The 12,139-nt window shown below is 71.3% G+C and carries 11 protein-coding genes and 1 tRNA gene; 8 read left to right on the top strand and 4 right to left on the bottom strand.

Annotated features, from left to right (window positions below):
• Positions 1 to 309 precede the first annotated feature (309 nt).
• Together EDF24_RS00220 and EDF24_RS00210 are read left to right on the top strand one after the other, a co-directional pair.
• Entirely contained in the window at positions 310 to 4,020 is a 3,711-nt protein-coding gene (locus EDF24_RS00220) for an AAA family ATPase (protein ID WP_395867452.1), read from the top strand.
• A gap of 363 nt (positions 4,021 to 4,383) precedes the next feature.
• Entirely contained in the window at positions 4,384 to 4,974 is a 591-nt protein-coding gene (locus EDF24_RS00210) for a CDP-alcohol phosphatidyltransferase family protein (protein WP_165931372.1), read from the top strand.
• Positions 4,975 to 5,144: 170 nt separating this feature from the next.
• On the opposite strand, the gene mscL is transcribed toward EDF24_RS00210, so the two are convergent.
• From mscL to EDF24_RS00195, 3 genes are all read right to left on the bottom strand, one after another.
• Positions 5,145 to 5,645, bottom strand: coding sequence for a large conductance mechanosensitive channel protein MscL (gene mscL, locus EDF24_RS00205; RefSeq protein WP_123656240.1), 501 nt, complete (start codon positions 5,643 to 5,645; stop codon positions 5,145 to 5,147).
• A 71-nt stretch (positions 5,646 to 5,716) separates the two neighbouring features.
• Positions 5,717 to 5,989 (bottom strand): FmdB family zinc ribbon protein, encoded by a 273-nt coding sequence (locus tag EDF24_RS00200; RefSeq protein WP_123656239.1) that lies wholly within the window; start codon positions 5,987 to 5,989, stop codon positions 5,717 to 5,719.
• Position 5,990: 1 nt separating this feature from the next.
• Complete coding sequence (locus tag EDF24_RS00195; RefSeq protein ID WP_123700758.1) at positions 5,991 to 6,575, bottom strand: 5-formyltetrahydrofolate cyclo-ligase; 585 nt, start codon at positions 6,573 to 6,575, stop codon at positions 5,991 to 5,993.
• A 114-nt stretch (positions 6,576 to 6,689) separates the two neighbouring features.
• Here EDF24_RS00195 and galU point away from each other — a divergent pair, with 114 nt between their 5' ends.
• From galU to EDF24_RS00175, 4 genes are all read left to right on the top strand, one after another.
• Positions 6,690 to 7,580, top strand: a complete 891-nt coding sequence (gene galU / locus EDF24_RS00190) for a UTP--glucose-1-phosphate uridylyltransferase GalU (RefSeq protein ID WP_123656237.1) — start codon at positions 6,690 to 6,692, stop codon at positions 7,578 to 7,580.
• Between the two features lie 88 nt (positions 7,581 to 7,668).
• Complete coding sequence (locus tag EDF24_RS00185) at positions 7,669 to 8,328, top strand: GNAT family N-acetyltransferase (protein WP_123656236.1); 660 nt, start codon at positions 7,669 to 7,671, stop codon at positions 8,326 to 8,328.
• Between the two features lie 87 nt (positions 8,329 to 8,415).
• On the top strand, positions 8,416 to 9,549 hold the full coding sequence (locus tag EDF24_RS00180) for a hypothetical protein (protein WP_123700757.1): 1,134 nt from the start codon (positions 8,416 to 8,418) through the stop codon (positions 9,547 to 9,549).
• A 71-nt stretch (positions 9,550 to 9,620) separates the two neighbouring features.
• Positions 9,621 to 9,696, top strand: a tRNA-Ala gene (locus EDF24_RS00175).
• A gap of 137 nt (positions 9,697 to 9,833) precedes the next feature.
• On the opposite strand, the gene EDF24_RS00170 is transcribed toward EDF24_RS00175, so the two are convergent.
• Entirely contained in the window at positions 9,834 to 10,358 is a 525-nt protein-coding gene (locus EDF24_RS00170) for a hypothetical protein (protein ID WP_123700756.1), read from the bottom strand.
• 244 nt (positions 10,359 to 10,602) lie between these two features.
• Here EDF24_RS00170 and EDF24_RS00165 point away from each other — a divergent pair, with 244 nt between their 5' ends.
• On the top strand, positions 10,603 to 11,016 hold the full coding sequence (locus EDF24_RS00165; protein ID WP_123656233.1) for a VOC family protein: 414 nt from the start codon (positions 10,603 to 10,605) through the stop codon (positions 11,014 to 11,016).
• A 53-nt stretch (positions 11,017 to 11,069) separates the two neighbouring features.
• Positions 11,070 to 12,113, top strand: coding sequence for an amidase domain-containing protein (locus EDF24_RS00160; RefSeq protein ID WP_123656232.1), 1,044 nt, complete (start codon positions 11,070 to 11,072; stop codon positions 12,111 to 12,113).
• The last annotated feature ends 26 nt before the right edge of the window (positions 12,114 to 12,139 follow it).

Genomic DNA, 12,139 nt, shown 5'->3' with positions numbered 1-12,139 from the left:
ACGTTGGTACCACAGACGGGGTCGGGGGACCGCCTCGGGACCGCCCGGATCTCCCGAAACCTCGGTTCATTGCCAGAGTGCTGGTGCGCTTCCGCCTACAGTGGGCGTGTGTGGCGTGCGGACAGGGTGACCGACGGCGAGGACGACGTGAACGGCGACGTCCCCGCTGAGGACGCGCGCGCCGCCGGGGGAGCACGGCCCGACGACCAGCAGCACCGCGACGAGCAGGACGACACGACGAGCACTCCCGACGCCACCGACCGCGACGACGCCGTCCGTGCAGACGAGACCGACACCGACGGCGACGAGCTGGACCGCTCGCTCCGCCCCGAGCTCCAGGTGACGAGCCCGCACGCGATCAGCCTCGGCGACCCGCGGCTCACCGCGACGAACGCGGCGGAACCCGTCTGGGACGCCTGGCGCGCACAGCTGGCGGGCGTCGGCGGTTCCAGCCCGCTCGTGCACTTCGCGGACCACCCTCGCGCCCGCATCGAGCTCTCCACGACCCACCCCGGTGGTCTCGCACAGTTCATCACCGGCAAGACCACGCTGCTCTCGAGCCTGATCCGCGACGAGGTGGCACTCCGCGCCGCCCGCATCGCGGCGAACCACGTCGAGGCGAAGGGCACCGAGCTCGCCACCGTGCGCGGCATCGACGCCGTGAACCTCGGCATCGGCATGGCCGACTGGCAGCGCGGCGACGAGCAGTTCCGCGGCCCGGTGCTGCTCCGCCCGCTGGCGATCCGCCGCCACGGCCGCGACTTCGAGGTCCGGCTCCTCGGCGAACCCGTGCTGAACCCGGCACTCGCCGACGCGCTCCGCGAGCAGTTCGGCGTGACGCTCGACTCCCAGGCGTTCGTCGCGCTGGCGCAGCAGGACGGCTCGTTCACCCCGAACCCGGTGATCGACCGGCTGCGTGGTCTGACGGCGCACATCCCCGGTTTCTCGGTGCACGCCCGGCTCGTCGTCTCGACCTTCGCGGAGGTCGCGACCGGCCTGGTCGAGGACACGAAGGACCTCTCGCACCCCGTGCTCGACGCCCTCGCCGGCAACCCCAGCGCCAAGTGGCAGGTCGAGCAGTCCTACCACCCGGTCGAGCAGACCCCGTCGGACGAGCGCAGCCCGGACACCGACACCCTGCTGCTCGACGCCGACGACGAGCAGGAGAACGTGATCGCGCAGATCACGGCCGGCAACTCCATCGTCGTGAAGACCCTGCCGGGCACCGGCGGCACGCAGACGATCGTGAACGCACTCGGTGGCCTCGTCGCCGCGAACAAGCGCGTCCTCGTGGTCAGCCCGCGTCGTGCGACCCTCCGCGGCATCGCGGCCCGCTTCGGCGAGGTGCACCTGCCGGGTGTCGCCGTGACGCCCGCGACCCTCCGCCGTGACGTGGTCCGGGCCATCGCCCGCAACGAGAAGGCGACCCGCCCGTCCCTGCGTGAGGTCGACGACGCCCTCGTCCGGCTCCGCAAGGTCCTCACCGACTACCGCGGCGGCCTCTCCCGGACCGACCCCGACTTCGGCGTGAGCGTCCTCGACTGCCTGGTCGAGCTCTCCCGCCTGTCGCTGCTGCCCGTGCCCCCGTCGACGACCGCGCGGCTGTCGAAGCAGTCCGTCAGCGCCATGGTCACCGGCCGCTCCCGCGTCGCCGAGACGATGGTCAGCGCGGCGAACCTCGGCGAGTTCCGCTACGGCCCGGACGACTCGCCCTGGTACGGCGCGAAGTTCTCCTCGAGCGACGGTGCGCAGCGCGCCCACAAGATCGCCAAGGACCTGCACGGCGGGTCCCTGCCGACGCTGCTCCAGCGCGCGCACGAACTCATCGCGACGACCCGGATGCGGCAGTTCACGACGATCAACGAGCTCGGCATCTACCTCCGCCTGCTCACCGAGATCCGGGACACGCTCGACCGCTTCCTGCCGGTGGTCTTCGACCGTTCGGTGTCCGAGCTCGTGGCGGCGACCGCCCCGCGCGGCGAGGGCGCCCCGATGTCGTCCACGAACCGACGCCGGCTGAAGAAGCTCGCGCGGGAGTACGTCCGCCCCGGTGTGCACGTCTCCGACCTGCACGAGGCACTGACCCGCGTGCAGCAGCAGCGCGTGCTCTGGCAGCGCTACGTCGCCGCGGGCGTCAACCCCGAGGTCCCCACGGGCATCGCGGACGTCCAGGTGCTGTTCTCGAACGTCGTGGAGGACCTGGCCCGCCTCGACGAGCCGCTCGGTCGCACCAGCCGCGACGAACAGCTCGCGAACATGCCCGTCGACCAGCTCCTGCCGTACATCGGCACCCTGGCCGAGGAGTCCGACGTCCTGCACAACCTGCAGGAGCGCACCGAGCTCATGCAGACCCTCCGCGACCTGCAGCTCCAGCCGCTCATCACCGACCTCGCGAACCGGCACGTCCCGGACACGCAGGTCCCCGCGGAGCTCGAGCTCGCGTGGTGGCAGTCCGCCCTCGAGACGATGCTCGAGTCCGACCGTGCGCTGCTCGGCGCGAACACCGACATGCTCGACCGGGTCGAGGCCGACTTCCGCCTCGTCGACGACGCGCACGCCGCCGGTGTCTCGCAGGGCCTCGCGTGGCAGCTCGCCGAGAACTGGAAGGTCGGCCTCGTCGACTGGCCGGAAGAAGCCGCGGCGCTGAAGTCGCAGCTCAAGGACGGCGCGATCACCTCGCGCCTGCTCCAGGACTCCGCCCCGCACCTGTCCCGGTCGATCGCGCCGGTGTGGCTCGCGTCCCCGTACGAGGTCCCGCAGATCGCCGACACGATGCCGTTCGACACGGTGATCCTCGTCGACGCCGGTGCCGTGACCATCGCCGAGACCGTCGACGCCGTCCGTCGCGCCCGCCAGACCGTCGTCTTCGGTGACCCGGTGACGCAGACCCCGTCGCCGTTCCGGATCGCCGTCGACCCCGCGCACCGTGCGCTGCAGGTGGACGAGGAGACGCTCGACGCCCTGCACGCGGACTCCGCGCTCGCGAAGCTCTCGACGCTCCTGCCGACCCTGTCCCTGACCCGGTCCTACCGCGCCGGCGGCGAAGACCTCGCCGAGCTCGTGAACCGCCGCTTCTACGGCGGCCGGATCGAGTCGCTGCCGTGGGCCGGTTCGTTCCTCGGGCACGGCTCGATCGCGCTCGACTACGTCAGCGACGGCAAGGCCGTCCCGGACCCCGAGTCCGGCGCGGTGGAGAGCGTCGACGCCGAGGTGGACCGCGTGGTCCGGCTCGTCATCGACCACGCCCGCACCCGTCCGACCGAGTCGCTCATGGTCATCACCGCCTCCGCGAAGCACGCCGTGCGCGTCGAGCAGGCCGTGCTCACCGCTGCTGCCGGGCACAAGGACCTCACCGAGTTCGTGATCGGCGACCGTGCCGAACCGTTCATCGTCGCGACGCTCGAGCAGTCGGTCGCGCAGAGCCGTGACCGCGTCGTGTTCTCGATCGGCTACGGCCGGACCCCGCACGGCCGTGTCCTCCGCGACTTCGGCCCGCTCGGCAAGCCCGGCGGGGAGCGTCTGCTCGCCGTCGCGATGACCCGCGCACGCCGCTCCATGGTGATCGTCACGTGCTTCCAGCCGTCCGACATCGAGGCGGAGCGGATGGGCCACGGCACCGTCGCCCTCGCCGAGATCCTCGCCGAGGTCCGTGCCCGCACCACCGCCGAGTACGTGCCGGACGACTCCGACCCGCTGCTCGTCGACCTGGCACGCCGACTCGAGATGCGCGGCATCCCGGTCGCGCTCGGCCACCGCGGCAAGCTCGGCCTGGTGGCCGCGCACGGCGGGGTCTGCGTCACGATCGAGACCGACGCGTCGCTCGTGCAGGGATCCCTCCGCGAGTCGCTGCGGCTCCGGCCCGAGGTGCTCCGCCGACTCGGCTGGCACTACGTGCGCGTGCACGCCTTCCAGCTGTTCTCCGACCCGGACCGGGTCGCGAACACGGTCGCGTCGGTCCTCGGCGTCGACCGTGGGGCCACGCAGGAGATTTCCATCCCTCCGGTTCCTGCACGCCGATGAGCACGCAGGATCTCGATCCCCGCGTGCCCACGTCGGGTCCTGCGCGCCGATGAGTCGGAGGGCCTCCCGGCCCGCCGGTCCGGTGACGCCCGGCACGGACCAGCTGCTGGGCACGTGGACGCGGGTCGACGACGCGGCCGCACCGGAGCCTCCCGTCCGGAGTGAACCGGACCAGGGCCGGACCGGAGGCTCGGGACGGGTCCGCAGACGCGTCACCACCCAGCCGGTGCCGGGATCGGACCCCGCTCCGGCCCCGGAACCGCCTCGGCACGGCCGCGGGGAGAACGACGCCCGACTGCTGGGGGACCGACCTCCCCACTGGTGATGGGTACCCTGGAGGTCCGACCCCGAAGAAAGCACGTGATGACCGACTCCGCAGTGCGCCAGCGTCCCGACTGGCAGACCTGGCCGAACCTCATCACGCTGTTCCGGTTCCTGCTCATCCCGGTGTTCGTGATCCTGGTCGTGACGAGCCACCCCGGCTGGGCGCTGTTCTCGCTCGTGGTGCTCGGCGTCTCGGACTGGGCGGACGGCTTCATCGCGCGGAAGTTCGACCAGACGTCCAAGCTCGGCAAGGCGCTCGACCCCGTCGCCGACCGCCTCGCCATCATCGCGATCGTGCTGTCGCTCGTGCTCGTCGGCCTGCTGCCGTGGATCGTCGTCGTGATCATCGTGGTCGTCGACGCCGTGCTCGCGCTGCTGTCGAGCGTGTGGTTCGGCGGCGACCCGGACCTCGACGTGTCCTGGACGGGCAAGATCCGCTCGGCCCTGCTCTTCGTCGGGTTGCCGGTGCTGCTCTTCTCGGCGACCTCGTGGGCGTCGGACCACTCCTGGATCCGCATCACGGCGCTCGTCTTCGTGTGGCTCGGCACCGCCGGGCACCTGCTCGCCGGCGCGCAGTACTTCGTCGCCCTGCGCGCGAAGCGCCGCCGCGAGCGCGCCCGCGTGGCGTAGCCCGCGGCCCCCGGCCCGCGGCCCGCGGCCCACGCCCGCCGCGGCCGTCGCTGCCGCCGCTGGCGCGTTTCGGCCGCGCACAACGGAAACCCGTTCGCACCATGGACTTCCGTGGTGCGAACGGGTTTCGGTTGTGCGGCGCCGATCCGCGCCGAGCGTCCGACCGCTCGCTAGAGCTTCGTCGTGCCGCTGATGCCGGGACCCTCCGGCGCGTTCGACGGGGCGACGTGGGCGCCACTGCCGGTGCTCGTGGGCACGCCGTTCTGCGACCGGAGCAGGTCGCGGATCTCGAGCAGCACCTCGACATCGGTCGGCGGGACGTCCTGCGGCGTCTGCTCGTCGTCGTTCTTGACCCGCTCGAACGCGACCTTCTTGAGGTGGTTCACCGGGAGCACGAGGGCGAAGTACACGACCGCTGCGACGATGACGAAGTTCAGCGCGGCGCCGATGATCGCACCGAAGAGGATCGACGCGTGTCCGCCGGACACGGTCGGGATCTTCCAGACGAGCGCCTCGTCGAGGCTCGACGCGTTGAACACCGCGCCGATCAGGGGGTTGATGAGCGCGTTCACGATCGTGGTCACGATCGCGGTGAACGCGGCACCGATGACGACTGCGACGGCCAGGTCGATGACGTTTCCGCGGAGCAGGAACTCCTTGAAGCCCTTCACGGGACTCCTTCCGGGTCGGGGACGGCCGCCGGGTGGCGACACCTCAACCTATCGAGGAGTGAGAACGCTGGTCAGGACGCGGCAGGCTTCGCGGGCGCGGCCGGCTTGGACTCGGCCTTCTTCGGCTCGGACTTCGCCGGCGTGCTCGAGCCCTCCGACTTCGGCGCCGGACGGGAGTCGGTCCGGTAGAACCCACCGCCGTTGAACGTGACGCCGACCGGCGAGAACACCTTGCGCAGCACACCGCCGCACGTCGGGCACTCGGTGAGCGTGGCGTCGGAGAACGACTGCTTGATGTCGAACGCGGTGTCGCACTCGGTGCAGCGGTACGAGTAGGTGGGCACGTCAGCTCCGGAACGTGATGATGCGTGACGGCGTGATGATGCCGTCGACGGGTTCGTCGTGGGGTTCGCGCGGAACCTCCTCGAGGTACTCCGCGTCGAAGATCACAGCATAGACGGGCGGGCGGTTCGCCATGGACCCGAGGGTCTTGTCGTAGTAGCCGCGGCCCCAGCCCATCCGGACGCCGTCGCGCCCGACCGCCGCCGCCGGGGTGAGGATCGCGTCGACGTCGTTGATCGCGAGCGGGGACAGGACCTCGCCGACGACCTCGGGCATGCCGAACAGCCCCTCGGTCTCCGAGGACCCGTCGCCGACGGCCCAGTCGAGCAGCCCGTCCTCCCGGGTGATCGGGAGCAGGACGCGGAGTCCGTGCTCGTACGCCCAGTTCAGGAACGGGCGGACGTTCGGTTCGTCGGAGGCGGACAGGTACAGCGCGACGGACTCGAGCTGCCGCTCCTCCGCGAAGCGCCGCAGGGTGGCGGTGAGCGACTCGGTGTCGGTCTCGCGCTCGGTGGTGGTCCTGGTGCGTCGCCGCTGCCGGAGCTCGGCTCGCAGCGCGCGCTTCTCGTTGCCGAGATCGGGGATCATGCGAGGGAGTCTAACGATCGCGATCCTGCGGGAAGCCGCGCTCCTGTCCGCAAAGCCCTTGTCCTCCGTTCCGTTGACATGACCCAGGAGGGGGCATCGGATACGGTCGTGGGCATGGGCTTCCAGATTTCCAAGGCGGTGATCCCAGCGGCAGGGCTGGGCACCCGCTTCCTCCCCGCGACCAAGGCGATGCCGAAGGAGATGCTCCCCGTCGTCGACAAGCCGGCCATCCAGTACGTGGTGGAAGAGGCCGTCGACGCGGGACTCACCGATGTGCTGATGATCACCGGGCGCAACAAGAACGCGCTCGAGAACCACTTCGACCACGTGTCGGAGCTCGAGGAGACCCTCAAGAAGAAGGGCGACCACGAGAAGCTCCAGAAGGTCAACCAGTCGACCGACCTCGCCGACATGCACTACGTCCGTCAGGGCGACCCGCTCGGACTCGGCCACGCCGTGCTCCGCGCGAAGATGCACGTCGGTCGTGAGCCGTTCGCCGTCCTCCTCGGCGACGACATCATCGACGCCCGCGACCCGCTCCTCAAGCGCATGATCGAAGTCCAGGGCGAGAAGAACGCGACCGTCGTCGCACTGCTCGAGGTCCCGGAATCGCAGACCCACCTCTACGGCATCGCCACGGTCGAGCCGACCGACACCGACGACGTCGTGAAGATCACCGGCCTCGTCGAGAAGCCGGCGCAGGGCGAAGCGCCCTCGAACCTGGCCATCATCGGCCGCTACGTCATCCGCCCCGAGGTCTTCGACGTCCTCGAGAAGCAGGAGCCGGGCAAGGGCGGCGAGATCCAGCTCACCGACGCGCTCATGAAGATGGCGAGCGCCGAGGAGTGGACCGGCGGCGTGTACGGCGTCGTGTTCCGTGGACGCCGGTACGACACCGGTGACAAACTCGACTACATCAAGGCGATCGTGCAGCTCGCCTCGGACCGCGAAGACCTCGGCCCCGACCTCAAGTCGTGGCTCAAGGAGTTCAACGCGGGCGAATGAGTCGACCCATCCCACCCGGGGCCGGTAGCACTGGCCCCGGGTGGGACACCCGCTCCGGGAACCCCCGGAGCACCGGAGGAACCGCCCGATGACGACCATCCCGACCCTGTCCCACGGACGGGTCACGATCCGCCCCCTCCGGCTCCGCGACACGCGCGACCTCGACGCCGCGCTCGCGATGAACCGCTCCTGGCTCCGCACCTGGGAGGCCACGAACCCGTCGGGTCACGTCTCGACCGACGTCCGTGGCAGCATCCGCGCGCTCCAGGCCAACGCCCGCGCGGGACTCGGGCTCCCGTTCGCGATGGAGCTCGACGGCCGCTTCGTCGGGCAGCTGAACGTCTCCGGCGTCACCTACGGGTCACTCGCCAGCGCCTCGATCGGCTACTGGGTGGTCGAGGGCGCCGCCGGCCACAACGTCACGCCGATCGCCGTCGCCCTCGCGACCGACCACTGCTTCCGCGCGGTCGGCATCCACCGCATCGAGGTCTGCATCCGGCCCGAGAACGCTCCGTCGCTCCGCGTCGTCGAGAAGCTCGGGTTCCGGTACGAGGGGCTCCGTCGCCGGTACATCCACATCAACGGGGACTGGCGCGACCACTTCTGTTTCGCGCTCGTCGCCGAAGAGGTGCGCGAGGGCGTCCTCGAACGGTGGGTCTCCGGTCAGGTGCCGCCCGGCGTCGGGAGCGTGCCGCTCGCCGCGCGTGACGAGGCCGCGCTGCCGATCGTCACCGGCCCCCGCCGATAGCGCCCCCGCCGGGAGCGCCTGCGCCGATAGCGCAACACACGCCCGGCAATCACGAGCGCGGGGAACCCCCGCCCCTAGCCTCTCCCCATGGCAGGTATCGGGTCGTGGGGCGGCGGCATCGTGCTGCTCGTCGCCGCGGTGCTCTGGCTCGTGTACCTGATGCCCGCGTGGGCTGCCCGGCGGCAGTACCTCGCCACCGAACGGAACGCGATCCGGTTGCAGCAGACCCTCCGGATCCTCGCGCAGACCGCTGAACTGCCGGACGAGGTCCGCATCGAGATGAACGCGAAGTCCCTCGCCGAGGCGCAGAAGGTCGCGAAGTCCGAAGAGGCCAAGCGCTCCGCCATCGTCCGGGCGCACGAGGCCGCACGGCAGCGGGAGATCACCCGTCGACTCGCGGAGCAGGCTCCGGCGCTCGAACGGGCCGGAGCGGTCCCCGCACTGACCGCGATGCGCATGCGTCGTTCGCGGCTCGGTGCGACCCTGCTCGGCGTCGCCGGGCTCGTCGTCGCGCTCGTGGTGCTCGTCGTCGCGCCCGCCGCCTGGCTCGTCGCCGTCGCGGGGCTCGTCGCCGCCGGAGGGTCCGCAGCCGTCCTCGCCCAGCTGCACCAGGTCGCCCAGGCGCGGAAGACACGTGCCGCGGCGTCCGCGCCGGAGGTCCGCCGAGCCTCCAGGCCGACGACCGCCTGGACCGATCCCGCCCCGCCGCTGACCACCGACCGCCCTGCCGAGCCCGAGGCGGACCGCACCTGGACGCCCGCCCGCGTGCCGAAGCCGCTGTACGTCGAGCGGCCCGCCGCTCCTGCCGCGTCCCCGGAGTCCTCCGCGGAGCTCGCCGCGCGACTCAAGGAACGCGTGGCCGCTGCCAAGGCGGAGGCCGACGCCGAGGCCGCAGCGATCCGTGCGGGGGAGTCGGACCCGACGCTCGCGACGGTGTCCCGGATGCGTCCGGACGTCGAGGAGGCCGTCGCGGCACTGTCCGCGCACGACCAGGGCCGGCTCGCGGAGCGGCTCGGACTCCGGGCTGCGCCCGCCGCGCCTGCGACTGCGTCTGCGACTGCGCCCGCCGCCCGTGCTGCCGGTGCGCCGGTCGCCGAGTCGGCGCCGGTCGCAGAAGCATCCGCTCCGCCGAGCAAGTGGGCCGGGATGGGCGTCATCGGCGACGACGACTACCAGCAGGCCGACCTCGACGCGATCATGCGTCGCCGCCGCGCGGTCTGATCGCGGCACGCCCGGCGGGTGCCGCGCGATTTCGGTCCGCGGCGGCCGGGTGCTAGTGTTGTCGAGCACTTGGGGCTATGGCGCAGTTGGTAGCGCGTCTCGTTCGCAATGAGAAGGTCAGGGGTTCGAATCCCCTTAGCTCCACCAAGTGCAACAGGCCCGGACCGCATGGTCCGGGCCTGTTGCGTTCGTGCTTGTTGTCTTCGTGCTTGTTGTCTTCGGGCCTGTTGCGTTCGGGCCTGTTGCGTTCGCGCGCCGGGCCGGCCGCCGGACGGGCACGAGCGTCAGCCGCCGTACTGCGCGTCCGCCACGATCGACGACCCGGCGTCACGGCACGCGGTGACCAGCGTCCGACCGACCAGGTCCCAGTCGGCGGTGGTCTCGTCGATCGCCGGTCCGGTCGCAGGCGCCGGGTGGTCCTCGAGGTAGCGCTGCGTGTAGTCGACCGCGGTCGTCATCGTCGGGTCGGTGCTCACCAGCCGCTCGTACCCGAAGCGCACCGACGCCAGGAGCGCCTCGTACTGCGCGTCCGAGAGCTCCCCGCGGCTGTGCCCGGTGCTCGCGTTCAGGGAGATCGTGGTGAGCATGCTGAGCCGCCCGCAGACCGCCGCAGCACTGGTGTCGACGTCGTCCATCACCGGGTCGTCCGAATCGGTCGTGCTCGCCGCGGTTGTCGGCGTCGCGGTCCGGGCCGGAGCGGGGGTCGCGCCGGCGTCCCCCGTGGACGAGCAGCCGGTGAGCGCGAACGCGGCGCACGCGAGCAGCGCGGCAGCGATGGTGGACGGGCGGGCGGATCGGAGGTTCCCCATGCGCCGATCCTCTCGGACCGGCAGGTGGTGGCGAGCCGTGGTTGCGGAATCGAGATCGGCTCGAGACCGTTCCGTGACGGACGGGAGGCTCGTGGCGGGCCCCCCACGAGCCTCCTGTCCGGAATGCGGTGCGGCAGCACGCGATGGTGCCGCTCCGGAACGATCGTTGCGCGGTGTCCGGAGCGGTGCCACGATGACGGCGAGCGCCGGGAACACGCGCCCGGGCCGGACGAAGGAGACCGACATGACCTCGCGACTGAACCCGTACCTCGGCTTCCGCGACGACGCCCGGCAGGCGATGGAGTTCTACCAGTCGGTGTTCGGCGGCGAGCTCACCCTGAGCACGTTCGGCGAGATGCACGCATCCGAGGACCCGGCCGAGGCGGACAAGATCATGCACGGCCAGCTCGAGACGCCGAACGGCTACCTGATCATGGGCGCCGACACCCCGAACAGCATGCAGTACAGCAGCGGCGGCAGCAGCATCTCGGTGTCCCTGTCCGGTGACGACGCCGAGGACATGCGCCGCTTCTTCGCCGGGCTCTCCGAGGGCGGCACCGTGCTCGAACCGTTGACGAAGGCGCCGTGGGGCGACGAGTTCGGGATGGTGACGGACCGGTTCGGCGTGAGCTGGCTGGTGAACGTCACCGGCGTCTGACGCGCCGCGCGTCCCCTCGTGTGTCGGGGGCCGTCACGTACCCTGGTGACGCCATGACTGCCTCCTTCACGCGCCGCTCACTCCTGTCCCTCGCCGGGATCGCCGGGGTCGGCCTCGCCGTCGCCGCGTGTTCCTCCGACAACGGAGCGGACGGCGGTGCGGACGGCGGGAAGGGCGGTGCGTCGCGGTCCACCGGGTCGACGCCCTCCGCGAAGCCGAAGGCCACCGGACTGACGCCGGCCCAGGTCCCGCTCGCCGGCGGGGTGACCGTCACCGTTGCCGGGACCGGTCTCGCTGCCGTCCGCGGGGTCACCGTCGGCGGGATCGCCGCGCGGGACGTCAAGGCCACCGCGACGAAGGTGACCTTCACCGCGCCGCACCAGGCGATGTACACGGCGGGATCCGCCGACGTCGCGCTGTTCGACGCCGAACTGACGCCCGTCGCGTCCGCGAACCAGAGCTCCGACGGCAACGGCAGCGCGGCGAACGACGGGCAGAGCGGTGCGACACAGGACTCCGCGACCGGCACGCCGACGGCCAGCGCGGCGCCGGTGCCGTCCGCCTCGAGCGCGCTCGCGACGACGTCGTTGTCGTACGCGGCGCTCACCGACGTGGACCGGCAGCTCGCCTACGCGATGCGGTACTGGAAGGACTACAACCTCGCCGAGTACGGCACGATGAACCCGATCGGCGGCGACTGCGCGAACTACGTCAGCCAGACGCTCATCGCCCGGGGCTGGGAGCAGCGCGACGACTGGTACAGCCGCTCCGCGGGAGCAGCGCACTCCGCCACCTGGACGTACTGCCCGTCGATGGACCCGTGGCTCTCGGCCAACGCGGCGACGTTCGGGCTCACCCGCCGCTCGAGTGACGAGCGCGACAAGGTGCAGGTCGGCGACATCGTGTTCTTCGACTGGAACGACAACGACTCCCCGGACCACACCACGATCGTGTCCGAGGTCTTCACGGAGTCCGACGGCACGATCCGCATCAAGTCGGCGAGCCACAACCAGGACGGCCCGTACCGCGACCTCGACGAGATGATCACGGTGCAGCACCCCGGCGGCAAGGCCTGGTTCCACACCTTCGACGCGTAGCCGCGCGGGTCGGCGCCGACGCGCGC

The organism is Curtobacterium sp. PhB130 (genome assembly GCF_003755165.1).
Taxonomy (GTDB): Bacteria; Actinomycetota; Actinomycetes; order Actinomycetales; family Microbacteriaceae; genus Curtobacterium.
This window is presented reverse-complemented; position numbering and strand designations above follow the sequence as displayed.

Bases quoted from the DNA above. Each gene is read 5' to 3' on its own strand.
- EDF24_RS00210 (WP_165931372.1), top strand. From the start codon at position 4,384: ATGACCGACTCCGCAGTGCGCCAGCGTCCCGACTGGCAGACCTGGCCG.
- EDF24_RS00195 (WP_123700758.1), bottom strand. From the start codon at position 6,575: ATGATCCCCGATCTCGGCAACGAGAAGCGCGCGCTGCGAGCCGAGCTC.
- galU (WP_123656237.1), top strand. From the start codon at position 6,690: ATGGGCTTCCAGATTTCCAAGGCGGTGATCCCAGCGGCAGGGCTGGGC.
- EDF24_RS00185 (WP_123656236.1), top strand. From the start codon at position 7,669: ATGACGACCATCCCGACCCTGTCCCACGGACGGGTCACGATCCGCCCC.
- EDF24_RS00180 (WP_123700757.1), top strand. From the start codon at position 8,416: ATGGCAGGTATCGGGTCGTGGGGCGGCGGCATCGTGCTGCTCGTCGCC.
- EDF24_RS00170 (WP_123700756.1), bottom strand. From the start codon at position 10,358: ATGGGGAACCTCCGATCCGCCCGCCCGTCCACCATCGCTGCCGCGCTG.
- EDF24_RS00165 (WP_123656233.1), top strand. From the start codon at position 10,603: ATGACCTCGCGACTGAACCCGTACCTCGGCTTCCGCGACGACGCCCGG.
- EDF24_RS00160 (WP_123656232.1), top strand. From the start codon at position 11,070: ATGACTGCCTCCTTCACGCGCCGCTCACTCCTGTCCCTCGCCGGGATC.